We start from the raw sequence: 24,092 nt of genomic DNA on the forward strand, positions 1-24,092 counted from the left end.
CGTGAGCGACGCACTGCCGATGTCCCCTGCCGAGTTCGAGCAGGCCCTGCGCGCCAAGGGCGCCTACTACCACATCCATCACCCGTATCACGTGGCGATGTACCAAGGCCGTGCCAGCCGCGAGCAGATCCAGGGCTGGGTGGCCAACCGCTTCTACTACCAGGTCAACATCCCGATGAAGGATGCCGCGATCCTGGCCAACTGCCCTGACCGCGAAATCCGCCGCGAGTGGATCCAGCGCCTGCTCGACCACGATGGCGCGCCCGGCGAGGACGGCGGCATCGAAGCCTGGCTGCGTCTTGGCCAGGCAGTCGGCCTCGACCCCGACCAGTTGCGCTCCCAGGAGCTGGTGCTGCCCGGCGTGCGCTTCGCCGTCGACGCCTATGTCAACTTCGCCCGCCGCGCCAGCTGGCAAGAAGCCGCCAGCAGCTCGCTGACCGAGCTGTTCGCCCCGCAGATCCACCAGTCGCGGCTGGACAGCTGGCCGCAGCACTACCCGTGGATCGACCCGGCCGGCTACGAATACTTCCGCACCCGCCTGGGCCAGGCCCGGCGTGACGTGGAACACGGTCTGGCGATCACCCTGCAGCACTACACCACCCGCGCGGGCCAGGAGCGTATGCTGGAAATCCTGCAGTTCAAGCTGGATATCCTCTGGAGCATGCTCGACGCCATGAGCATGGCCTACGAGCTGAACCGCCCGCCCTATCATTCCGTCACCCAGCAACGGGTCTGGCACAAGGGGATCGCCCTATGAGCTTCGAACGCAACCAGGTGCCGAACTGGCGCCCCGGCTACCGCTTCCAGTACGAACCGGCGCAAAAAGGCCACGTGCTGCTGTACCCCGAGGGCATGATCAAGCTCAACGACAGCGCCGCCCTGATCGGCGGGCTGATCGACGGCAAGCGCGACGTGGCGGCGATCATCGCCGAACTGCAAGAGCAATTCCCAGGTGTGCCCGAGGTCGCCGACGACATCGAGCAATTCATGGAGGTGGCCCGTGGCGAACACTGGATCACCCTCGCCTGAGGTGCCGGTCGGCCTGCCGCTGTGGCTGCTGGCCGAATTGACCTACCGCTGCCCGCTGCAGTGCCCGTACTGCTCCAACCCCCTGGACTTCGCCGCCCAGGGCCAGGAGCTGAGCACGGCGCAGTGGTTCAAGGTGATGGCCGAAGCCCGCGAGATGGGCGCCGCACAGATCGGTTTTTCCGGCGGTGAGCCGCTGGTGCGCCAGGACCTCGCCGAGCTGATCGGCGAGGCCCGCCGCCTGGGCTACTACACCAACCTGATCACCTCCGGCATCGGCCTCACCGAAGCGCGCATCGCCGCATTCAAGGACGCCGGGCTGGACCATATCCAGATCAGCTTCCAGGCCAGCGACGAGCAGGTCAACAACCTGCTGGCCGGCTCGAAGAAGGCCTTCGCGCAAAAACTGGCGATGGCCCGCGCGGTGAAGGCACACGGTTACCCGATGGTGCTCAACTTCGTCACCCACCGGCACAACATCGACAAGATCGACCGCATCATCGAACTGTGCATCGCCCTCGAAGCCGACTTCGTCGAACTCGCCACCTGCCAGTTCTACGGCTGGGCCCACCTCAACCGCCTGGGCCTGCTGCCGACCCGCGAACAACTGGAGCGCGCCGAGCGCATCACCAACGAGTACCGGGCAAAACTCAAGGCCGAGGGCAACCCGTGCAAGCTGATCTTCGTCACCCCGGACTACTACGAAGAGCGCCCCAAGGCCTGCATGAACGGCTGGGGCAGCCTGTTCCTGACCATCACCCCGGACGGCACCGCCCTGCCCTGCCACGGCGCGCGCCAGCTGCCGGTGCAGTTCCCCAACGTGCGCGAGCACGACCTGCACCACATCTGGTACGACTCGTTCGGCTTCAACCGCTTCCGCGGTTACGACTGGATGCCGGAACCCTGCCGCTCGTGCGACGAGAAGGAAAAGGACTTCGGCGGCTGTCGCTGCCAGGCCTTCATGCTCACCGGCGATGCCAGCAACGCCGACCCGGTGTGCGCCAAGTCAGCCGACCACGGCATCATCCTCAAGGCCCGCGAGGAGGCGCAAACCGCCGAACTCGCCATCGACGAGATGACTTTCCGCAATGAGCGCAACTCCCGTGTCATCGTCCGCGGCTGACTTCAGCGCCGCACAGGCGGTCGCCGCCGGCACCGACTTCAGCGAACTCAAGGTCAGCGAGGCGGGGCTGTTCTGGATCGAGTTCCGCCCGGCCGACGGCGCTTGCCGTATCTGGCACTGGTACGCAAACCAGGCCCGCTGCCTGACACCGGACGGCTTCAGCGCGCGCAGCCGGGTGTACGAATATGGCGGCGGCAGCTTCTGCCTGGGTGGCGACGGCTTGCTGTTCGTCAACGAGAAGGACCAGCAGGTCTATACCCAGAGCCTCGATGGCGGCGCGCCCCGCGCGCTGACCGGTGACGGATCACGACGTTACGGCGATGTGCAATGGCATGACGGTCGGGTACTGGCGGTGGAAGAGCAGCACGGCGCCACGGTCGAGCATCGCTTGGTGGCCTTGGGCGAGGGTTCGCGTGAGGTACTCGCCGAAGGTGCCGATTTCTATGCCTCGCCGACGCTCAGCCGCGATGGCCATCGCCTGGCCTGGATCGAATGGGACCGCCCGGCGCAACCCTGGACCGTCACCCGCTTGATGGGTCGCGAACGCGACGCCAGCGGTGGCTGGTGCGCAGCACGCTGCATCGCCGCCGAGGACGAGTCGTTGCAACAGCCGCGCTTCGATGCCCAAGGCCGCTTGTACTGCCTGTCCGACCGCAACGGGTTCTGGCAACCCTGGGGCGAAATCGCCGGCCACTGGCAGGCACTGCCGGCCCAGCCCGCGGACCACGCCTCCGCACCTTGGCAACTGGGCACCTGCACCTGGTTACCCGCCGGCCCGCAAGGCTATCTGGCCACCTGGTTCGAAGGCGGCTTCGGGCAACTGGGCCTGTGCGGTGAAGACGGCCGCACCGAGCGCTTCGCCAGCGCCTACACGCGCTTTCGCAACCTGGCCATGGATGCCGGGCACATCTACTGCGTCGCCGCCTCGCCGATCAGCCCGCCGGCGGTGATTTCGATTGACCGAAACAGCCACGAGGTCGATGTGCTGGCCGGTGGCGCCGAAGTGCTGCCGGCCGAGCGCATCAGCCTGCCGCAATCCATCCACTACGATAGCGGCGGTGCCACAGCCCATGGTTTCTTCTACCCTGCGGCTTCCCGCAAGGGCCCTTCGCCGTTGGTAGTATTCATTCATGGCGGCCCGACTTCGGCGTGCTATCCGGTGCTCGACCCACGCATCCAGTACTGGACCCAGCGTGGTTTTGCCGTCGCCGACCTGAATTACCGGGGCAGCACCGGTTATGGCCGTGCCTACCGCCAGGCGCTGCACCTGCGCTGGGGCGAAAGCGATGTGCAGGATGCCTGCGCGGCAGTCGAGTACCTGGCGGCACAAGGCCTGGTCGACCGCGACAAGGCCTTCATTCGCGGTGGCAGTGCCGGTGGCTACACCACCCTGTGCGCCCTGGCCTTCCACGACATGTTCCGCGCCGGCGCCAGTCTGTACGGGGTCAGCGACCCGATCGCCCTGGGCCACGCCACGCACAAGTTCGAAGGCGACTACCTCGACTGGCTGATCGGTGACCCACGGCAGGATGCCGAACGCTACCGCCAGCGCACGCCGCTTTTGCATGCGGGCCAGATCAAGGTGCCGGTGATCTTCTTCCAGGGTGAACTGGATGCTGTGGTGGTGCCACAGCAGACGCAATCGATGCTGGAGGCCTTGCAGGCCAATGGCATCGAGGCGGTGGGGCATTTCTACGCTGGGGAAAGGCACGGCTTGCGCAAGGCCCGGAACCTGGCGCATGCCCTGGAAGAAGAGTGGAAGTTCTACTGCCGAGTGTTGGAAGGCTGATGGTCGGGGGCTGCTTTGCAGCCCTTTCGCGACACAAGGCCGCTCCTACAAGGGCAGCGGTCTCCTGTAGGAGCGGCCTTGTGTCGCGAAAGGGCCGCACAGCGGCCCCCTGCGTTCTCAACGCTTGGCGATGATGTACACCGCATGCACGATTCCCGGAATGTACCCCAGCAGGGTCAGCAGAATATTCAGCCAGAACGCCCCGCCAAACCCCACCTGCAGGAACACGCCCAGCGGCGGCAGGATGATGGCGATGATGATGCGAATGAAGTCCATGCGGGTCACTCCTCAAGGGGTTAACAGAAAGACCCGCTGCGCTTGGCAGTGGTTCCACCGGCCAAAAAAAACGCCCCGGGCCAAGTGAAACAGGCCAGGGGCGATGCGCAGAAACGCCAGACGGTTCGTTGAGTTCGGATCAGGCCGGCATTTCCCGGCGGGCCTGTTGTTGCGCATGCAGCCGGGCAAAGGCCCGGGCCAGGCGCAGGAGCATTTCGTCGATGTTGCCCTTGCTCACGGTCAGCGCCGGCGAGAAGCGCACCACATCGGCCTGGGGTGCGTTGAGCAGCAGCCCTTCATGCAGGGCGGCCTCGACCAGGTCCTTGGCCAGGTCGTCCTGCAACTGCAGGGCCCAGAGCAGGCCCTGGCCGCGCACCTCGCCCTGGCCGTAACGGCCGGCCAGGCGGCTCAGGCCATCGCGCAGATGCCGGCCACTGTCCTGCACCTGCTGGAAAAAGCCCGGCTCCAGCACGCAGTCCAGCACGGCCAGGCCGGCCGCACTCATCAGCGCGTTGCCGTGGTGGCTGCCTTCCAGCTCGCCCGGCTCTGCGCAGCACGCCGTACCACGGGCCAGCAGGGCCGCCAGCGGTACGCCGCCGCCCAGGCCCTTGCCCAGGGTGATGATATCGGCGCGCACGCCGTAGGATTCTTCGGCCAGCATCGCGCCGCAGCGGCCGATGCCGGTCTGCACCTCGTCGAGGACCAGCAGGATGCCCAGTTCGCGACACAGCTTCTCGACGCCTTGCAGGTACTCGCGGCTGGCCGGAATCACCCCGGCCTCGCCCTGGATCGGCTCGAGCATGATCGCCACGGTGCGCGAGTCGACTTCGGCATGCAGCGCCGCCAGGTCGTTGAACGGCACCTTGCTGAAACCCGGCAGGCCCGGTTCGCAGCGATTGCACGGCAGCGGGTCGGACGCCGACAGCGCACCCAGGCTACGGCCGTGGCAGGCCTGGCTGGCGGTGATGATGTGGTAGGCGCCGTTGCGATGCCGCTGGCCCCACTTGCGCGCCAGCTTGATCGCCCCTTCGCAGGCCTCGGCACCGCTGTTGAGCAGGTAGGCCTGATCGCTGCCGGTGCTCTGGCAGAGGCGCTCGACCAGTGCCAGCAACACCCGGCTGTGGTAGCCAACGCCTGGGTTGATCAACGCCTGGGCCTGGTTGCCCAGGGCCTTGACCAGCGCGCTGGGGCTGTGGCCGAGGCTGTTGACCGCGCCGCCCTGGGTGAAGTCGAGGTAGGCATGCCCCTGGTTGTCCCACAGCCATGAGCCCTGGCCACGCACGAATACCTGCTCGGCACGTTCACTGCCGGGCATCAGCCGCTCGCGGGAAGGCGGCGCATCCGCCACCACCCGCGGCGCACGCTTGGCCTCGGCAACTGCGACAGGGGCCGAACGGCGCAGGTTGAACAGGTTCATCGGGGCTCCAGCCAATCACGATAAAGGGGCCAGGGTCCGGTCTTGATGCCGGCGCTGGTTATTTTGTCTTGCCTATCAAAAGTGTTTCTCAAAACCGGTAACAATGATCTGATCGATCGCTGTAACCCGTTGGAATACGGCGATAGACTAGGCGTCGGCAGCGATCGCGGCCATTTCGTTTTCCCAGCTTTTTCGATAAGTGTTGCTTATGGATTTCCGCCAACTGCGTTATTTCGTCGCGGTGTATGAAGAAGGCCACGTTGGCCGCGCCGCCGAACGCCTGTCCCTGTCCCAGCCGGCACTTTCCCAGCAGATCCGCCAGCTCGAGCACAGCCTCGACCTGAGCCTGTTCGAACGCAGCAACAAGCGCCTGCTGCCGACCCTGGCGGCGCATACCCTGTACAACCATGCCCTGCCCCTGCTCGATGGCCTGCAGCGGGCCCACGAGGCCATGCGCAACTTCAAGGGCCAGTCGCTGCGCACCCTGGCCATCGGCGTGCTGCAGACGGTGCGGCCGAGCCTGGTGCCACAGTTGCTGGAGCGCGTGCGCAAGGCGCAGCCGCACCTTGTAGTGCAGATCTACGAACTGTCGGGGCTGGAGATCGAACGGCGGCTGCTCAACGGCAATCTGGACATCGGCATCAGCTACCTGCCGCCGCGCCAGCCGGGGCTGCATGGGTCGCTGCTGTATGAAGACGAGTTACAGGTTGTCATCCCGGATACCCATCCCTTGAAGGACTTCAAGAAGGTATCCATCAAGCAGGCCGGCGAATTGCCGATGTTGATGCTGGGCGAGGAATTCCAGATCCGCCAGATCTGGAAGGAACAGCTGGCCGCCCAGGGGCGCAGGCCGCAGGTACAGGCGGAGATGAACAACATGGCAGGGATTCTCGACAGCCTGGCGCACACCTCGCTGGCCACCATCCTGCCCGGCCGGGCCAAGGACGCCGCCGAGGACGACCAGGGCCTGCTGTGGAAGCCGCTGAGCGAGCCGCGGGTGCCACTCAAGGTAGGCCTGGTGTTCCGCGATGCCCAGCGCCAGCAGGCGTCGGTGGAATTGCTGCGCACGCTGCTCGAGGAAGAGACGGATGCGCGGCAGCTGGGCAGCTGAAACACGCGCACAAAGAAAACCCCGCCGAAGCGGGGTTCTCTAGACTGTTTCCCTGTGACATCCCTATCGCCCCGCCATCCTGGCAGGAAATCCTTCGTTGTCCCTGTTCTGTCCTTTGCGCTTCCTGCGCAACGTCCATGTAGAAAGATTAACCGTGGATCCAATCTGACACCAGTGGCGAAAAGGCACCACGTAATGTAGGAAAATGCTTACAAGGGGTAATCATTCTCAGATAGATCGTGTGAGGGCCATTCGCGGGTAAACCCGCTCCCACAGAATCAGCGCAGGCCCTTGGACCTGTGCAGTACCTGTGGGAGCGGGTTCACCCGCGAAGGCCCTCACACGACCTGTCAGAACTGCTCGGCATCCAGCAGGTACAACGACTCACTCCCCGCCTTCACCGAAGCCACCAGCGAATCCACCCGAGGCAGCAACCGCGCAAAGTAGAACCGCGCCGTGCCCAGCTTGGCCGAGTAGAACGCCGCGTCCCCTTCACCGGCCTGTGCAGCCCGCGCCATCAGCGCCCACATATAGCCGTACGCCACGTACCCAAAGGCATGCAGGTATTCCACCGACGCCGCGCCAATCTCGTTCGGATTACCCTTGGCCTGTTCCAGCACCCACTCGGTCAGCCCGTCGAGTTGATCCAGGTAGCCGCCCAGCGGCTTGGCGAACTCGTCCAGCTCACGGCCAGCGCTGGTGATGAACTGGCGGACCTCGTCGGAGAACAGCTTGTAGTACGCGCCACCGCTGGCCACCACCTTGCGCCCCATCAGGTCGAGGGCCTGGATGCCGTTGGTGCCTTCGTAGATCTGGGTGATACGCACGTCGCGCACCAGCTGCTCCTGGCCCCATTCGCGAATGTAGCCGTGGCCACCGAACACCTGCTGGCCGTGCACGGTGCATTCCAGGCCGAGGTCGGTGAGGAAGGCCTTGGCCACCGGCGTCAGCAGCGCCACCAGCTCTTCGCTGCGCTTGCGGGTCTGCGGATCTTCGCTGTACTTGGCGCTGTCGAGTTGCATCGCCACGTAGGTGGAGAACGCACGCCCTCCCTCGATCAGCGCCTTCATGGTCAGCAGCATGCGGCGCACGTCCGGGTGGACGATGATCGGGTCGGCAGCCTTGTCCTTGGCCTGCGGGCCGGTCGGGGCACGGCTCTGCAGGCGGTCGCGGGCGTACTCCACAGCGTTCTGGTAGGAGCGCTCGGCCGAGGCCAGGCCCTGGATGCCGACCCCCAGGCGTTCGTAGTTCATCATGGTGAACATCGCTGCCAGGCCTTTGTTCGGCTCGCCGACGATGTAGCCGACCGCTTCGTCGAAATTCATCACGCAGGTGGCCGAGGCCTGGATGCCCATCTTGTGCTCGATCGAGCCGCAGGTGGCCGGGTTGCGTGGGCCAAGGCTGCCGTCGGCGTTGACCAGGAACTTCGGCACCAGGAACAGCGAGATGCCCTTGGGCCCCGCCGGGGCATCCGGCAGCTTGGCCAGCACCAGGTGGATGATGTTCTCGGTCAGGTCGTGCTCGCCACCGGTGATGAAGATCTTGGTGCCGCTGACCTTGTAGCTGCCGTCGGCCTGGGGTTCGGCCTTGGTGCGGATGATGCCCAGGTCGGTACCGGCGTGGGGCTCGGTCAGGCACATGGAGCCGGCCCAGACGCCGGCGTACATGTTCGGCAGGTACTGCTGCTTCAGCGCTTCGCTGGCGTGGGCATTGATCGACAGGCAGGCGCCGGCGGTCAGCATCGGGTACAGGCCGAAGGCCAGGCTGGAGGCATTGACCATTTCCTCGACCTGGGCCGAGATCGCCTTGGGCATGCCCATGCCGTCGAACCGAGGGTCGCCGCCCACACCGACCCAGCCGCCTTCGGCGTAGGTGGTGTAGGCCTCGATGAAGCCTGCCGGGGTGCGCACGGCGCCGTTGTCCCAGTGGCAACCTTCTTCGTCGGCGGCACGGCTGAGCGGGGCGATGGTCTTGCTGGTGACCTTGCCGGCCTCTTCCAGCACTGCCATGGCGGTGTCGGCGTCGACCGCCTCGGCCAGCTCGGGCAGTTGCGCCCAGAGCTCGGCCACGTTGAAGACTTCATTCAGAACGAAGCGCATGTCGCGCAGGGGCGCTTTATAGTCAGCCATGACAACCTCTCGCAGGTCGGGGTTGAAACCGGGGTTGAAACCAGTGTAACCGAACAACTTTTGCGAGACATAGGGTCATCACGCGACCATATGGTCAGCCTTGGTCACGCCATCCGCACTGCCCCGCGCCGTGATTGTTGACCATAGACCATGACACAGTTGCGCCCGGCACCCTTGGCGCTGTATAGCGCCTGGTCGGCGGACTTGAGCACTTCCTCGGGGTTGCGGTGGTCGACCAGGCGCTCGGCGACGCCAATGCTGATGGTCACCGAAACCGTGCCCGAGCCGCTGCCGTGGCGCCGCTGGCGCCCGGCGGAATCGTCCTGCGGGCGGCTGTTCTGGTCGCGCAGGTGCATGGTGTAGTTGGCGATCATCTCGCGCACCGCCTCCACGTGCGGCACGCATTCTTCGGCGGTCTTGCCGGCGAACACCAGGGCGAACTCCTCGCCGCCATAGCGGTAGGCGCGGCCACCGCCGGTCACCTTGGACAGGCGGCTGGCGACCAGGCGCAGCACCTGGTCGCCGACATCGTGGCCATGGGTGTCGTTGAATTTCTTGAAGTGGTCGACGTCGGTCATGGCGATCACATAGTTGCGCCCCAGGCGCTGCATGCGCTCGTTCAGCGCACGCCGACCCGGCAGCCCGGTGAGCTCGTCGCGGAAGGCCATCTGGTAGGCCTCGTGGGACACCGCCGCAGCGATCATCAGCATCACCTGGCTGCACATGATGTTCAGGGTGAACGGCAGGATGAAGGTCTTGGGCAGCATCCAGAAGATGCCGATCAGCCCGATCAACTGTGCGGCATGCAGCGGCCGCGGCTCGCGCAGGTACTGCACCACCAGCAGGATCAGCACCAGCAGGAACACCGGGTAGACCATCTGGATCAGGCTCATCCACTGGCCATGCAACGACGGCCAGCGGATCTCCGCCAGCCAGCCCAGCAGGGCCTGGGGAAAGCTCTGCTCGAGCGCCACCGCCACGCTGCCGACGGCGAACAGCACGGCGAAGCGCGCCAGCAGGTCCTGGGCCAGGTGGGTGCGCTCCTGCCAGGCGCCGAACAGGCCATACAGCATGGGCAGCAGCAGGCAGACAAGGTGGAAGATCACCGCGGCGTCCTCACGCACGCGGCCATTGTCGCGGTAGTAATCGGTCTGGGTATCGAGCAGGAAATAGGCGATGTACACCGTGACCATCAGGAACAGCTCGCGCTGGCGGCGGTACACGGCGCAGTAGGCGCCGCCCAGCAGCAGCACCAGGGTGGGCAGGACGTTGAACAGGGACGTGAAGAAGACGCTGAGGTCTCTTACGTAAGCCGCCGCGAGCCCGGCCAGCAACAGAATCAGCGAAGGCAGGAAATGGCTCGCGCGTACAGCGTTTAGACGAAACAAGGGTAATCTCCGACCCGGCAGATCAATAATAGCATTGTGCCTTTACTTAATCGGCAGCACACGTGAATAGATGAGTACACCGGTGGGTTAACGGCAGCGGGGGCGCAGGGCTTGAGCTTTTCTTGTAACCAGACATGGCCCGCAGGAGCGGCCTTGTGTCGCGAAAGGGCTGCGCAGCAGCCCCTGTGGTAGATGCATGATGCTCAGATCGAGGGGCTGCTGCGCAGCCCTTTCGCGACACAAGGCCGCTCCTACAAGGCGCTGCACAGCGCTATTCGGGTCGGCATCACAAGTCGTTGTTGAAGGGTTGCAGCGGACCCTGCTGGGCGCTGCGACCTTCGGCGCCGACGGCGTTGAGCTGGAAGTTGGCGTCCAGCGCTTGCCTGGAGGTACCGCTCGGGCTTTGCGCCACGGCGTTCTCATCCCCCTTCTGCCCCTGTGGCAGTACCAGTGACGGATGATCGAACGGTGCCCGCTCCCAAGCCACGCGCGGATCGGTCAGGCTGACCTCCATGAACTTGACCAGCGCAGTCAGTTCATCGTCGGTCAGGTTCAGTGCGGTCATGTCCGGATCGAGGTTGGAGCCGTTGTGCTGGTTGACCGCCGGGTGATCGAAGCCGCTGGTGTTGCTGGCGTCTTCGCCGCGCCGGTCACCGCCGCGGTTGTAGAACTCCATCACCTGCTGCAAGGTCGACCGGCTGCCATTGTGGAAGTACGGCCCGGTCAGCGCGATGTTGCGCAGGGTCGGGGTCTTGAAGGCGCCATCGACCGAGTCGCGGAAACCGACACTGGGCTTGAGGGTCGGGTCGCAGGGGAGCGCGGCGCTCAGCGGCACCTCGAAGGTGCACACATCGACATCCAGAGGGTCCGGAATGTTCGTGCCTTGCAGCAGGGTGTTGTACTGCCGGGTGAAGGACAGAGGGTTGCCCCAGGCATCCGAACCACCCAGCGCCAGGTCCTCGGAGGTCGGGCGCACGCCGGTGTTGTAGAAGCCGTTGTCGTAAAGCGTGGTCAGGCCATCCGCCATGACCATGCGTTCGATGCGCTCACGCGGCTGGAACAGCAGCCGGCTGCCGGCGTTGGTCAACTCCGCGCCACCATGGCAGGCGATACACTTGCCCTTGCCGAGGAACAGGTCCATGCCCTGCACCTGCTGAGCGTTCATGGCGCTGTGATCGCCCAGCAGATAGGCATCCAGCGGGGCCTGGTCGGAGATCAGGGTCGACTCGTACAGCTGAATCGCCAGGCCGAAGAACAGCGGGAAATTCGCCTCCATCTGGGTGTAGGGCACGCCGCCCAGCGAAACCTGTTGCGTGGCATTCCACAGGCGGGGCTGGAAGGCGTTCCTGATCAGCTCCCGATAGGTTGGCCGACGGGCGCCCGAGACGGACCCGAGCACCGAATCGGTAGGCGAGATCTTCTGCCCCTTGAGCATCATGCTGTCGAGCATGCGCCGGCCTATGTCGGCGAACGTCCGCCCGCCACAGGACATTTCCACCGCGCTGCCGGGAGGCCCGACCGCCTGCGAGGCCGCCGAGGCATCCTTGAGCGCCAGGCGTACCTTGGTCGCCACGCCGCTGCGATCACTGGTGACGAAGATCCCCGCGTCAGGGTCGCGGTTACCGAACGGTGAGAAGCCGTTGAACACGTTGTTGGCCCGCCCATCCCAGAAGTTGCGCACGTTGAAGGCCGCGTTGATCACCGACGGCGCATTACGCCCGGTGGCACGGCGCACGTTGATGCCGCCTACCTGGAAAATGCCGTCCGGTTGCTGGGTGCATTTGTCGAACCGCGATTGGCGGGGTTTGACGAAGTTGGCGTCGAACACACCTTGCGAGCCGATCACGTCATCGCTGGAATAGACGATCGCCGCGTTGCGGTCCAGCGGATTGGCCAGCACATGGGTCGGGAAATCGCCCTTTTTCAAGGTGTAGTTCGGGCCGCCCTTGCCACCGGAACGCATGGCGTAGCTGGGCACATCGCCGGGAATGTCGGCGGCCGTGAAGGGCTTGTTGAAGATCGACGCGACGTTGCCATTGGTGTTGGCCTGGCCCGGGTTGAGCTGGTTGGTGATCCGATGGTCGACACCCGCGTGGTAGTGGCACGAGGCGCAGGCGGTGGCGCCGTCACTGCCGATCGCCATGTCCCAGAACAGCGCCTTGCCCAGCAGCACTGCGGCCACGCGATCGGTGACGTAATCGGACATCAGGTCGACCTTGCGGCCCGCCTCGGTGCCGGAAGGGTCCGGTGGCAGCATGCCACGCAGTGGCTGCAGGCTGGGGACCTCCGGCACGGCCGGGGCAGGCTCGGCCGGGTCGGCGGCGCGAACGCCTGTCAAAGGCAGGCCGGCGGCGAGAGCCATTGCTATCGCACAGGCCAGGCGGGGGATTCGAAGATGACTTGGATACTTGACCATGATGGACTTCCCGACGGCTCAGGTTTATCAGGCTGATCGTTCACGCCACGGGGTGCGCTTAATGCCAACATAGCTGTAACAAAGTATTTCGACAGCGAACATTCAATGTTTTTTTAGATCGGTTTATTTAGGCCGTCATACCGATAAATGCTGAATCACGAACTTCCTCAATTCCGGTGTCAATTCCTCCCCACTAGTGGGTGCCATGCCCCATTCGCGCATCTGCAATTGCCCTGTGTTCGACTGAAAGCCGCTCAGCAAGGCCCTTGTCGCCTAAACACCGGGGCGTGAGAAAACTGGCAATGTAATTGCTACCTCATACTAAAAAGAAAACCACCCGCGCGCGAAAGTTGCGCTGCGCACGCTATTGGTATTTCACTGCTGCGAATAGAAAAGGGGGCAAAAACAGAACAAAAAAACGCCGCTCACTAGGAGCGGCGTTTAACTTCAGCACTTCAGCTGAGCTTAGTAACCCAGCGAGAAGTCTTCTTCTTTCATGTCCATCAAGTTGTTGGCGCCCGACAGCATGGTGGCCACGTGAGTGCGGGTACGCGGCAGGATGCGCTGGAAGTAGAAGCGCGCGGTCTGCAGCTTGGCCTTGTAGAAGGCTTCTTCGCTGGTGCCGGCCGCCAGTTTCTCGGCCGCCAGGCGGGCGATGTCGGCCCAGAAGTAGGCCAGGCAGGCATAACCGGAGTACATCAGGTAATCCACCGAAGCGGCGCCCACTTCCTCGCGGTCCTTCATGGCGGCCATGCCGACTTTCATGGTCAGCTCGCCCCACTCCTTGTTGATCGCGGCCAGCGGCTCGACGAATTCCTTGACCGCCTCGACACCTTCTTGCGCCTGGCAGAACTTGTGCACGATCTTGGTGAAGCCCTTGAGCGCCTCGCCCTGGGTCATCAGCACCTTGCGGCCCAGCAGGTCGAGGGCCTGGATGCCGGTGGTGCCTTCGTACAGCATGGAAATGCGGCTGTCGCGCACGTTCTGCTCCATGCCCCACTCGGCGATGAAGCCATGGCCACCGTAGATCTGCACGCCGTGGTTGGCAGCCTCGAAGCCGACTTCGGTCATGAACGCCTTGGCGATCGGGGTCAGGAAGGCCAGCAGGGCATCGGCCTTCTTGCGCTCTTCTTCGTCCTGGCTGTACTTGACGATGTCCACCTGCTTGGCGGTGAAGTACACCATCGCACGGTTGCCCTCGGCGAAGGCTTTCATGGTCAGCAGCATGCGGCGCACGTCCGGGTGGACGATGATCGGGTCGGCGGCCTTGTCCGGGGCTTTCGGGCCGGTCAGGGAGCGCATCTGCAGGCGGTCACGGGCGTACTTCAGGCCGCCCTGGAACGCTACTTCGGCGTGGGCCAGGCCTTGCAGCGCGGTACCCAGGCGCGCGGTGTTCATGAAGGTGAACATGCAGTTCAGGCCTTTGTTGGCCGGGCCGATCAGGTAGCCGGTGGCGCCGTCGAAGTTCATCACGCAGGTGGCGTTGCCGTGGATGCCCATCTTGTGCTCGAGGGAGCCGCAGCTCACGCCGTTGCGCTGGCCCACGCCGCCTTCGGCGTCGGGCAGGAACTTGGGCACGATGAACAGCGAAATGCCTTTGGTGCCGGCCGGTGCATCCGGCAGGCGGGCCAGGACGATATGGACGATGTTGTCGGCCATGTCGTGCTCACCGGCCGAGATGAAGATCTTGGTGCCGCTGACCTTGTAGCTGCCGTCGGCCTGTGGCTCGGCCTTGGTGCGCAGCATGCCCAGGTCGGTGCCGCAGTGCGGCTCGGTCAGGCACATGGTGCCGGTCCATTCGCCGGACACCAGCTTGGTCAGGTAGGTGTGCTGCTGTTCGGCGGTGCCGTGGGCGGAGATGGTGTTCATCGCGCCGTGGGACAGGCCCGGGTACATGCCCCACGACCAGTTCGAGCCGCCGACCATTTCGCTCAGGGCCAGGCCCAGGGACTCTGGCAGGCCCTGGCCGCCGTGCTCGACGTCATGGGCCAGGCTCGGCCAGCCGCCTTCGACGAACTGCTGGTAGGCCTCCTTGAACCCGGTCGGCGTCTTCACGCCCGACTCGCTCCAGGTGCAGCCTTCCAGGTCACCGACGCGGTTCAGCGGAGACAACACCTGCTCACAGAATTTCGCGCCTTCTTCGAGGATTGCATCGACCATGTCGGGCGTTGCGTCCTGGCAACCCGGCAGGCTCTGATAGTGCGCCTCGTAGCCGAGCAGCTCGTCGCGGACGAAACGAATATCACGCAAGGGGGCTTTGTAATCAGGCATTGCGATGAACCTCTGTGATGAGTTCGGTGGGGAGACCGCTGATACCGACCAGCTCTTGGCGGCTTTCGATCAAACAGTTGTTTGAAACTTACGTTTAGGACCGCCCGATGTCAAGAAGGGACTATGGTGCCATTTACGCCACGAAACATGGCGTTTATGCCATCGCCTCAAATCCCGGGCATAAACGACTGTGGGAGCGGGTTTACCCGCGAAAGGGCCAGGCCAGACAGTAGAGATGTCTGGGCGGACGCATTCGCGGGTAAACCCGCTCCCACAGGGTTGGCCGGGGGGCTGTGATCAAGAATCAGGCGTAGGTGTCGATGAACCGACCGAGCATTTCGTCGGAAGCCTTGGCGACCTTTGCGCCCGCTTCGACTTCGGTCTTGCCCAGCGCCAATTGCACGGTGCTGGTGGCCATGTCCATCTGCTGGCTACGGTCGACCGAACGCAGCCGCTCGGCCTGAAAATCGCTGGACTGGCTGGTGGACGAACGCTCGACCGAGGCGTTGGCGATCTGGCCGGCGGCCTGATCGACACGGTTCTGGCCGTTGTAGATGGCGTTGAGGCCCGCGTAGTACGCGGTGCTGCCGCTGATTTCCATGTCAGGACTCCGATGACGCTGGATTTGCAATGGCCTAATTAAAGCAGGCCGAGTGGCAAAAGGCCCGTTTAAATCCCTAATGGCTCAGTGCTAGCTGATAGGCCATGGGTATATCTCTGCCGGCCCTTTCGCGGGTGAACCCGCTGCCACAGAGGCTCGCGTGGCCTGAAAGCTGCTCTATCCCTGCGGGAGCGGGTTTACCCGCGAAAGGGCCGGACCTGCCAGCACTCAATCCAGCAGGTCGAGCTGCAGGTGCTCGGCCACCGCGTCGGCAGTCGCCAGCTTGAGCTTGGGCACCCGCCCCAGGCACGGCGCCGGCAAGCGCTCCGCCAGGCTGGCCAGGTTCTCCTCCAGCCGCGAGGTCCTCGGTTCGATGATGTTCGCCACCCAGCCCGCCAACTGCAGCCCGTCACGGGCTATCGCCTCGGCACTGAGCAGCGCGTGGCTGATACACCCCAGGCGCACGCCCACCACCAGGATCACCGGCAGCCTCAAGGCAATCGCCAGGTCCGACAGGTTGGCCAGGCCCGACAACGGCACCCGCCAGCCGCCCGCGCCTTCCACCAGGGTGAAGTCCGCCTCCTGGGCCAGCACGTGACGCATGGCCTTGAGCAACACCGGCACTTCCAGCGCAACCCCCGCCTCGCGGGCAGCCACGTGCGGCGCGATGGCCGGTTCGAAGGCAAACGGGTTGACCTCCTCATAGGGCAACTTGATCGAGCTCTCGTCGATCAGCGCCTGCGCATCGCTGTTGCGCAGGCCTTTCGGGGTCATCGTGCAGCCCGACGCCACCGGCTTGGCCCCCAGCGTGCTCAGCCCCTGCAGGCGTGCCGCATGCAGCAACCCGGCGGCAATGGTGGTCTTGCCGACGTCGGTGTCGGTCCCGGCGATGAAATAGGCCTGGCTCATCTCGCTCCTCTCATGCCTGTGGCTTGCGCAACACACCATAGACCACCTGGTAGGTGGCGGGCAGCCCCTGGGGCTGGCGGAACCCTTCGTAGGCCTGCAACAGGCCCTGCAGGCGCGCCCGCCCGGTCAGGCCGGCAGGCCGTCCAGGGTTGAGATTGTGCGCACCGAGGGCCTTGAGCTCGTGGGTCAGGCTACGCACGTCAGGGTAGTGCAGCACATGGGGCTGGCGCTGCAAGCCAAGCAGTTCGAAGCCACTGGCCGCACACAGCCGCTGATAGTCCTCGAAACGGCGGAAGCGGTTGACGTGGACACTCCCGTCCACTGCCTGCCAGCTGGCACGCAGCTCCTCGAGGGTACCGACGCACAGGCTGCTGAAGGCCAGCACGCCACCTGGACGCAGGACCCGCAGCGCTTCGCCCAGCACGCTGGCGAACTGGCCGCACCATTGCACCGCCAGGCTGGTGAATACCAGGTCGACGCTGGCATCGCACAGCGGCAGGCGCTCGGCGTCGCCGGCCACATGGTAGAGCGCCCCGCCCTGCTCACCGCGGGCATGGCGCAGCATGCCTTCGGCGATGTCCACCGCCACACCGCTGGCTGCCGCGAAGCGCTCGGCCAGCACCCGGCTGAAATGCCCCGTGCCGCTGCCCAGGTCGAGCCAGCGCGATGGCGCCAGGTCGCCCGGCAACTGCTCCAGCAGGCGCATGCCGACCGCCCGTTGCAGGGCCGCCACGCTGTCGTAGCTGGCTGCCGCACGGGAGAACGAGGCGGCGACCTGGCGTTTGTCCGGCAAGTCGCCGGGCAGGGTTGGACGGGATAGGTCAGTCATCGCCACTCTCATGCAGGAAACTCTTGATACCCGCCGCCAGCTCCTGTGGGTATTCCAGCAGGAAGGCGTGGGAACTGTCTTCGACCAGGCCGACTTCGACATCGGGCAGCAGCTCGCTCAACGCCTTTGCCGCCTCCGCCGGGACCAGTGCATCGCTGCCGGCGAACAGGTGCAACTGCGGGCCGCCGTAGGCCTGCAAGGCGTCCCGGGTATCGAGCCTGGCCAGTACTTCCAGGCCGGTGGCCAGGTACAGCGGATCGGTGTCCGGCACGCCGACACCCAGCTGGCGCAGCAAGGTGCGCGGCTGCAGGGCGCCGTCGCTGCACAGGGTGCGAAAGCGCTTCAAGGTGACCGAGGTGTGGCTGCGGCAGCCATCGAGGAAGGTGCCGAAGGTGTCGTCGGCCATGCCGTGGGGCCAATCGGCGCGGGCCACGAAGCTGGGGTTACTGCCCAGGGTCAGCAGCCCGCAGCAGTGATCGCCGCGCTTGCGCGCCAGCTCGCTGGCGAGCATGCCGCCGAGCGACCAGCCACCCAGCCAGGTGTCGGTGGGCAACTTGCGATCGAGGTAGTCGACCCATGCCTGCACATCGGCGTCGGGCAGTTCCGGCAGGGGCATCAGCTCGACCTGCAGGCGCGCGTCCTGGGCGCGCAGGCTGGCGGCCAGCGGCTCCAGTGCGGCGGTGCCCAGGCCCCAGCCGGGCAGAAGGATCATTCGGTTACGCATCGGCGGCCTCCAGCTGTGGATAACACTCGGCCAATGCATTCAACAATAGCTGCACCTGCGCCTGGCTGTGGGCGGCGCTCAGGGTCACCCGCAGGCGAGCGCTGCCGGCCGGCACGGTCGGCGGGCGAATGGCGGTCACCAACAGGCCGCGTTCGCGCAACCTGCGTGACAGCTCCAGCGCCTTGGCGCTGTCGCCGATCAGGATTGGCTGGATCGGCGTCGGGCTGTCCACCAGTTGCAGGCCGATTTGCTCGGCACCCTCGCGGAACTGGCGAATCAGCGCGGCCAGGTGCTCGCGGCGCCAGCTTTCGCGGCGCAGCAGCTCGAGGCTCTTGAGCGTGGCACAGGCCAGCGCCGGTGGCTGGCTGGTGGTGTAGATGTAGGGCCGGGCGAACTGCACCAGCGCTTCGATCAACGCCTCGCTGCCAGCGACGAAGGCGCCGGCCGTGCCGCAGGCCTTGCCCAGGGTGCCGATCAGCACCGGCACATCATCGATGCCCAGGCCGAAATGCTCGACGATACCGCCGCCCTGTTCACCCAGGGTGCCCAGGCCGTGAGCGTCGTCGACCATCAGCCAGGCACCGCGCGCACGGGCGGCCGCAGCCAGGGCCGGCAGGTCGGCGAGGTCGCCGTCCATGCTGAACACGCCATCGGTGACCACCAGGGTATTCCCACTGGCCTTCTCCAGGCGGCTGGCCAGGCTGGCCGGGTCGTTGTGCAGGTAACGGCTGAAGCGGGCACCGCTGAGCAGCCCGCCATCGAGCAGCGAGGCATGGTTGAGGCGGTCCTGCAGCACCGTGTCGCCCTGCCCCACCAGCGCGGTGATGGCGCCGAGGTTGGCCATGTAGCCGGTGGAAAACAGCAGCGCGCGCGGGCGCCCGGTCAGCTCGGCCAGCGCCTCTTCGACCTGATGGTGCGGGGTACTGTGGCCAATCACCAGGTGCGAAGCGCCACCGCCGACGCCCCAGCGCTCGGCGCCGGCCTGCCAGGCGGCAATTACCTCGGGGTGATTGGCCAGGCCCAGGTAGTCATTGCTGCAGAAGGCCAGCAGCCGCTGGCCGTCGACCACCACTTCCGGCCCCTGCGGGCTTTCCAGCAGCGGCCGCTGCCGATAAAGGTCTGCGGCGCGCCGTTCGGCCAGGCGCGCCGCCAGGTCGAAGGCCATCAGGCCGTCGCGGCGTCGTAGAACAGCTCGCTGCTGCGTTGTTCGACCAAGGCCTGCTCGATGGCCGCCTGGTGTACTTCGTCGGCGTGCTCTTCGCGCGCTTCGGGCTGGATGCCGAGGCGGGCGAACAGCTGCATGTCCTTGTCGGCCTGCGGGTTGGCGGTGGTCAGCAGTTTTTCGCCGTAGAAGATCGAGTTGGCGCCGGCCATGAAGGCCAGGGCCTGCATCTGCTCGTTCATCTGCTCACGGCCGGCGGACAGGCGCACGTGCGACTTGGGCATGAGGATACGGGCCACCGCCAGCATGCGGATGAAGTCGAACGGGTCGACGTCCTCTTCCTCGGCCAGCGGCGTGCCGGCGACCTTGACCAGCATGTTGATCGGCACCGATTCCGGGTGCTCGGGCAGGTTGGCCAGCTGGATCAACAGGCCTGCGCGGTCGTCCAGCGACTCGCCCATGCCGAGGATGCCACCGGAGCAGATCTTCATCCCGGCGTCACGCACGTAGGCCAAGGTCTGCAGGCGCTCGCTGTAGGTGCGGGTGGTGATGATGCTGCCGTAGAACTCCGGCGAGGTGTCGAGGTTGTGGTTGTAGTAGTCAAGGCCGGCCTGGGCCAGGGCCGCGGTCTGCTCCTGGTCGAGCTTGCCGAGGGTCATGCAGGTTTCCAGGCCCATGGCCTTGACCCCTTTGACCATCTCCAGCACGTAGGGCATGTCCTTGGCCGACGGGTGCTTCCAGGCTGCGCCCATGCAGAAGCGCGTGGAGCCGATGGCCTTGGCCCGCGCGGCTTCCTCGAGCACCTTCTGCACTTCCATCAGCTTCTGTTTTTCCAGGCCGGTGTTGTAGTGGCCGGACTGCGGACAATATTTGCAATCTTCCGGGCAGGCGCCGGTCTTGATCGACAGCAGCGTCGAGACCTGAACGCGGTTCGGGTCGAAGTGCGCGCGGTGCACGGTCTGCGCCTGGAACAACAGGTCGTTGAACGGTTGCTGGAACAGTGCCTTGACCTCTGGCAGGGACCAGTCGTGACGTGTTGTTGCAGTTGTGCTGGCGCTCATCGGCGTTTCCTTGTTTAGGCTGTAGCTGGCGCCGAGGCACAAGTGCCCGCCAGCGCATCACGGATAGCTCGCATAGTCATGGAAGGCCTATGAACTGTCAACCTTGGTTGAAAGCACTGGTTTACAAGTGTACGAATATTAATCAAACGTGCTTGCTTTGCGACGAAGCCGCCGGGCAGCCCCGGCCGATCTGCTCCGCCTGCGAACTGACGCTGCCCTGGCTGCACCAGCATTGCCTGCGCTGCGCCCTGCCCCTGGCCATGGCCGGCCTGGTCTGCGGCCAGTGCAGCCGCCGCCCGCCCGCCTTCGAGCAGGTGATCGCGCCCTGGCACTATGGCTTCCCCCTGGACACGCTGATCAGCCGCTTCAAGCACAACAGCCAATGGCCGCTGGGGCGCCTGCTGGCCGAGATGCTCAGCCTCGACCTGGGCCATCGCTTCGCCGAAGGCCTGCCCAGGCCGGCACTGCTGTTGCCCGTGCCGCTGGCCAGGCGACGGCTGCGGGAACGCGGCTTCAACCAGGCCGGCATGCTGGCGCGCTGGCTGGCCAAGGGGCTGGGCATTGCCTGCCATGAGGGTTTGCTGCTGCGCACCCGTGAAACGCCGGCACAGCAGACCCTCGATGCCAGGGCTCGACGGCGCAATCTGCGCCAGGCGTTCAGGGTGCTCGACAACGACGCCTTGCAGGGCCGGCATGTGGCCCTGGTCGATGACGTGGTGACCACCGGCGCCACCGCCCAGGCCATCGCCAAGGTGCTGCGCCAGGCCGGCGCAAGCCGGGTCGACGTGTATTGCCTGGCACGCACGGCAAAACCGGGGCAAGCTTGACGGGTCCGTTACCGATAGGCGCCAACATGTCCCTGCCCACTGTCCTCACCCAGCACATTGCCCGTCGCCCGCAGCGCATTGCCTTGCTGCAGCACATCGCCGAGCAAGGCTCGATCACCCGCGCGGCCAAGGCTGCCGGCATCAGCTACAAGGCCGCCTGGGATGCCATCGACGAACTCAACAACCTGGCCAGCCAGCCGCTGGTCGAGCGCAGCACCGGCGGGCGTGGCGGTGGCGGTGCGCGGCTGTCGGTCGAAGGCCAGCGGGTGTTGCGCCTGTACCAGAAGGTGCAAGCGTTGCAGGCACAGATTCTCGAGGCCGCGGAAGAGTCCAGCGACCTCGACCTGCTCGGCCGGCTGATGCTGCGCACCAGTGCGCGAAATCAGTTGCAGGGGCAGGTCAGCGGGCTGCGCCGCGAAGGGCGGCATGACCGGGTCAGCCTGGCCTTGGGCGGCGGGCTGGAGATCGAGGCGCTGATTACCCACGACAGCACGGCGCGGCTGGAGCTGACCCTGGGGACCACGGTGATGGCGCTGCTCAAGGCGGGGTGGGTGCAGTTGCTCGGGGCAAGCGAAGAAGCCGAGGCTGGCAGCAATGTGTTGAAGGCCACGGTCGAGGAAGTGCTGGCGGATGCGCAGGGGGACAGTGAAGTGCGGTTGGCGCTGGGTAATGGGCAGACGTTGTGCGCGTTTGCCGAGGCGGGATGGTTGGCTGGGCAATCAGTCGTTGAAGGGAGCAAGGTGCGGGTGCAGTTTCATCCGTCCTATGTGTTGCTGGGAGTGCCGGTTTAGCCTGTTCCGGCCTCTTCGCGGGCAAGCCCGCTCCCACAGGTATTGCGCCACATTCAAGTGTTGTACAAATCCTGTGGGAGCGGGTTTGCCCGCGAAGAGGCCGGAACAGGCGACATCAGAATGGACTCCGGAATGCGGTACCATGCCCACACGCCGCCCACCCCCGGAGTCTCCATGTCCCACCCCTTCGACACCCTCACCCCCGACCTGGTCCTGGACGCCGTGGAAAGCCTCGGTTTCCTCAGCGACGCCCGGGTCCTGGCGCTGAACAGCTACGAAAACCGCGTGTACCAGGTGGGCATCGAAGACGCGCAGCCGCTGATCGCCAAGTTCTACCGCCCAGGCCGCTGGAGCAACGCAGCGATCCTCGAGGAGCACCAGTTCACCGCCGAGCTCGCCGATTGCGAAGTCCCGGTGGTGGCCCCGCTGCAGCACGGCGGCCAGACCCTGTTCGAACACCAGGGCTTCCGCTTTGCCCTGTTCCCGCGCCGCGGCGGCCATGCCCCGGAACCCGGCAACCTCGACCAGCTCTACCGCCTCGGCCAATTGCTCGGCCGCCTGCACGCCGTCGGCGCGGCGCGCCCGTTCGAGCATCGCGAAGCCTTGGCTGTGGACAACTTCGGCCATGCCTCGCTGAACACCCTGCTCGAAGGCGGCTTCGTACCCCGCGAGCTGCTACCGGCCTTCGAGTCCGTGGCCCGCGATCTGCTCAAACGGGTCGAGGACATCTACGCCCGTACCCCGCACCAGCTCATCCGCCTGCACGGCGACCTGCACCCCGGCAACCTGATGCACCGCGACGAGATCTACCACGTGGTCGACCTCGACGACTGCCGCATGGGCCCGGCCGTGCAGGACTTGTGGATGATGCTGGCCGGCAACCGCGAGGAACGCCTGGGCCAGTTGGCCGAACTGGTCGACGGCTACAACGAGTTCCACGACTTCGACCCGCGCGAACTGGCCCTGATCGAACCCCTGCGCGCCCTGCGCCAGTTGCACTACAGCGCCTGGCTGGCGCGGCGCTGGGACGACCCGGCGTTCCCGCCGAGCTTCCCGTGGTTCGGCCAGCCACGCTACTGGGGCGATCAGATCCTCGCCCTGCGCGAGCAAATGGCCGCGCTGGATGAAGCACCGCTGAAATTGTTCTAGGTGCAGGCGCGCCTCTGTCTACAATAGGCGTCGCTTTGTTCAGCAAGGATTCTTCATGCATGCTGCAAACCCGCGCCGCGGGTATCTCCTGGGCCTTGGCGCCTACATCATCTGGGGCTTGTTCCCGCTTTACTTCAAGGCCATTCAGAGCGTCCCGGCGGTAGAGATCATCGTCCACCGGGTGCTCTGGTCGGCGCTGTTCGGTTCACTGTTGCTGCTGGTGTGGAAGCACCCGGGCTGGTGGCGTGAGCTGCGCGAAAACCCCAAGCGGCTGGCCATCCTGGCCCTGAGCGGGACGCTGATCGCCGGCAACTGGCTGACCTACGTGTGGGCGGTGAACAACGGCCGCATGCTCGAAGCCAGCCTGGGCTACTACATCAACCCCTTGATCAACGTGCTGCTGGGCATGCTGTTGCTGGGCGAGCGCCTGCGTCGCCTGCAATGGCTGGCGGTGAGCATGGCCGCCGTCGGCGTGGCGCAGCAAGTGTGGCAGGTCGGCAGCCTGCCCTGGGTGTCGCTGGTACTGGCGCTGACCTTCGGCTTCTACGGCTTGATCCGCAAGCAGGCACCGGTGGCGGCACTACCCGGGCTGGTGGTGGAAACCTGGATGCTGGTACCGCTGGCGGCGGGGTGGTTGCTGCTGCACCCAGCGGCGACGAGCGCCCAGGGCGACTTCTATGCCAGCAGCGAAGCGCTGTGGCTGATGGCGGCAGGGCCGGTGACGCTGGTGCCGCTGGTGTGCTTCAACGCCGCTGCGCGCCACCTGCCCTACACCACCCTGGGCTTTCTGCAATACCTGGCGCCGACGCTGGTGCTGCTGCAGGCGGTGCTGTTGTTCGACGAGCAGATGTCGTCGAGCAGCCTGCTGGCCTTCGTCTTCATCTGGGCGGGCCTGGCGGTCTACAGCGTCGATGCCTGGCTCAACCTGCGCAAACGTGCCTGATCAATAAATAATCAAGTTGATGCAGGCCACGTATTTCGTGGCCTGCATCAATGTCTCCAAAGGTTATCCACACCCTCGTCCCCGTGCTTTGTGCACAAACGTCTGATTTCTGTACGTTTTTTGCTCAAACCTCGGGAGAGCTTGCCTTGC

The 24,092-nt window shown here is 65.3% G+C and carries 21 protein-coding genes; 9 read left to right on the forward strand and 12 right to left on the reverse strand.

What is annotated here, in order from left to right:
* Positions 1–19 precede the first annotated feature (19 nt).
* The 4 genes from pqqC to ACIP21_RS04495 are packed head-to-tail and all read left to right on the forward strand — an operon-like array spanning position 20 to position 3,938.
* Entirely contained in the window at positions 20–757 is a 738-nt protein-coding gene (gene pqqC, locus ACIP21_RS04480) for a pyrroloquinoline-quinone synthase PqqC (protein WP_400685850.1), read from the forward strand.
* On the forward strand, positions 754–1,029 hold the full coding sequence (pqqD, locus tag ACIP21_RS04485) for a pyrroloquinoline quinone biosynthesis peptide chaperone PqqD (protein WP_400684445.1): 276 nt from the start codon (positions 754–756) through the stop codon (positions 1,027–1,029). Before pqqC ends, pqqD begins: the two co-directional genes overlap by 4 nt.
* The gene (gene pqqE, locus ACIP21_RS04490) at positions 1,001–2,149 is read left to right on the forward strand and encodes a pyrroloquinoline quinone biosynthesis protein PqqE (protein ID WP_400684448.1); all 1,149 of its coding nucleotides are present in this window, start codon (positions 1,001–1,003) and stop codon (positions 2,147–2,149) included. The genes pqqD and pqqE overlap by 29 nt, the downstream gene beginning before the upstream one ends.
* Positions 2,115–3,938 carry a S9 family peptidase gene (locus tag ACIP21_RS04495; RefSeq protein ID WP_400684450.1) on the forward strand — a complete coding sequence of 608 codons (1,824 nt, stop codon included), beginning with the start codon at positions 2,115–2,117 and terminating at the stop codon, positions 3,936–3,938. The genes pqqE and ACIP21_RS04495 overlap by 35 nt, the downstream gene beginning before the upstream one ends.
* Positions 3,939–4,055: 117 nt before the next feature.
* Here ACIP21_RS04495 and ACIP21_RS04500 read toward each other — a convergent pair whose 3' ends face one another.
* Both ACIP21_RS04500 and ACIP21_RS04505 read right to left on the reverse strand, forming a co-directional pair.
* Complete coding sequence (locus ACIP21_RS04500) at positions 4,056–4,214, reverse strand: YqaE/Pmp3 family membrane protein (RefSeq protein WP_009681539.1); 159 nt, start codon at positions 4,212–4,214, stop codon at positions 4,056–4,058.
* 139 nt (positions 4,215–4,353) lie between these two features.
* Positions 4,354–5,631 (reverse strand): aspartate aminotransferase family protein, encoded by a 1,278-nt coding sequence (locus ACIP21_RS04505; RefSeq protein WP_400684453.1) that lies wholly within the window; start codon positions 5,629–5,631, stop codon positions 4,354–4,356.
* A gap of 208 nt (positions 5,632–5,839) precedes the next feature.
* Here ACIP21_RS04505 and ACIP21_RS04510 point away from each other — a divergent pair, with 208 nt between their 5' ends.
* On the forward strand, positions 5,840–6,742 hold the full coding sequence (locus tag ACIP21_RS04510) for a LysR family transcriptional regulator (RefSeq protein WP_400684456.1): 903 nt from the start codon (positions 5,840–5,842) through the stop codon (positions 6,740–6,742).
* Positions 6,743–7,092: 350 nt separating this feature from the next.
* Here ACIP21_RS04510 and ACIP21_RS04515 read toward each other — a convergent pair whose 3' ends face one another.
* From ACIP21_RS04515 to bioB, 10 genes are all read right to left on the reverse strand, one after another.
* Positions 7,093–8,871 (reverse strand): acyl-CoA dehydrogenase C-terminal domain-containing protein, encoded by a 1,779-nt coding sequence (locus ACIP21_RS04515; RefSeq protein WP_400684459.1) that lies wholly within the window; start codon positions 8,869–8,871, stop codon positions 7,093–7,095.
* Between the two features lie 104 nt (positions 8,872–8,975).
* Positions 8,976–10,259 carry a diguanylate cyclase gene (locus ACIP21_RS04520; RefSeq protein ID WP_400684461.1) on the reverse strand — a complete coding sequence of 428 codons (1,284 nt, stop codon included), beginning with the start codon at positions 10,257–10,259 and terminating at the stop codon, positions 8,976–8,978.
* Between the two features lie 286 nt (positions 10,260–10,545).
* The gene (locus ACIP21_RS04525; RefSeq protein ID WP_400684464.1) at positions 10,546–12,675 is read right to left on the reverse strand and encodes a cytochrome-c peroxidase; all 2,130 of its coding nucleotides are present in this window, start codon (positions 12,673–12,675) and stop codon (positions 10,546–10,548) included.
* Between the two features lie 465 nt (positions 12,676–13,140).
* The gene (locus ACIP21_RS04530; protein WP_400684467.1) at positions 13,141–14,946 is read right to left on the reverse strand and encodes a phenylacyl-CoA dehydrogenase; all 1,806 of its coding nucleotides are present in this window, start codon (positions 14,944–14,946) and stop codon (positions 13,141–13,143) included.
* 304 nt (positions 14,947–15,250) lie between these two features.
* The gene (locus ACIP21_RS04535) at positions 15,251–15,547 is read right to left on the reverse strand and encodes a pyrroloquinoline quinone biosynthesis protein PqqE (protein ID WP_400684470.1); all 297 of its coding nucleotides are present in this window, start codon (positions 15,545–15,547) and stop codon (positions 15,251–15,253) included.
* Between the two features lie 228 nt (positions 15,548–15,775).
* Positions 15,776–16,456, reverse strand: coding sequence for a dethiobiotin synthase (bioD, locus tag ACIP21_RS04540; protein ID WP_400684472.1), 681 nt, complete (start codon positions 16,454–16,456; stop codon positions 15,776–15,778).
* Between the two features lie 10 nt (positions 16,457–16,466).
* Positions 16,467–17,285, reverse strand: coding sequence for a malonyl-ACP O-methyltransferase BioC (gene bioC, locus ACIP21_RS04545; RefSeq protein WP_400684474.1), 819 nt, complete (start codon positions 17,283–17,285; stop codon positions 16,467–16,469).
* Positions 17,278–18,009: an alpha/beta fold hydrolase gene (locus tag ACIP21_RS04550; protein ID WP_400684477.1), complete on the reverse strand. Its 732-nt coding sequence runs from the start codon at positions 18,007–18,009 to the stop codon at positions 17,278–17,280. Before ACIP21_RS04550 ends, bioC begins: the two co-directional genes overlap by 8 nt.
* Complete coding sequence (gene bioF, locus ACIP21_RS04555) at positions 18,002–19,174, reverse strand: 8-amino-7-oxononanoate synthase (protein WP_400684480.1); 1,173 nt, start codon at positions 19,172–19,174, stop codon at positions 18,002–18,004. Before bioF ends, ACIP21_RS04550 begins: the two co-directional genes overlap by 8 nt.
* The gene (bioB, locus tag ACIP21_RS04560; RefSeq protein ID WP_400684483.1) at positions 19,174–20,232 is read right to left on the reverse strand and encodes a biotin synthase BioB; all 1,059 of its coding nucleotides are present in this window, start codon (positions 20,230–20,232) and stop codon (positions 19,174–19,176) included. The genes bioF and bioB overlap by 1 nt, the downstream gene beginning before the upstream one ends.
* Positions 20,233–20,321: 89 nt before the next feature.
* On the opposite strand from bioB, the gene ACIP21_RS04565 reads away from it, so the two are divergent.
* The 4 genes from ACIP21_RS04565 to rarD all read left to right on the forward strand — a co-directional run bounded on the left by ACIP21_RS04565 (position 20,322) and on the right by rarD (position 23,942).
* Complete coding sequence (locus ACIP21_RS04565) at positions 20,322–21,059, forward strand: ComF family protein (protein ID WP_400684486.1); 738 nt, start codon at positions 20,322–20,324, stop codon at positions 21,057–21,059.
* Between the two features lie 26 nt (positions 21,060–21,085).
* Positions 21,086–21,850, forward strand: a complete 765-nt coding sequence (locus tag ACIP21_RS04570; protein WP_400684489.1) for a TOBE domain-containing protein — start codon at positions 21,086–21,088, stop codon at positions 21,848–21,850.
* 174 nt (positions 21,851–22,024) lie between these two features.
* On the forward strand, positions 22,025–22,999 hold the full coding sequence (locus ACIP21_RS04575; protein WP_400684492.1) for a serine/threonine protein kinase: 975 nt from the start codon (positions 22,025–22,027) through the stop codon (positions 22,997–22,999).
* Positions 23,000–23,054: 55 nt separating this feature from the next.
* Complete coding sequence (rarD, locus tag ACIP21_RS04580; RefSeq protein ID WP_400684495.1) at positions 23,055–23,942, forward strand: EamA family transporter RarD; 888 nt, start codon at positions 23,055–23,057, stop codon at positions 23,940–23,942.
* Positions 23,943–24,092 lie beyond the last annotated feature (150 nt).

Origin of the sequence: Pseudomonas sp. NPDC089401 (assembly GCF_044749485.1) — a bacterium.
In the GTDB taxonomy this organism is placed as follows: Bacteria; Pseudomonadota; Gammaproteobacteria; order Pseudomonadales; family Pseudomonadaceae; genus Aquipseudomonas.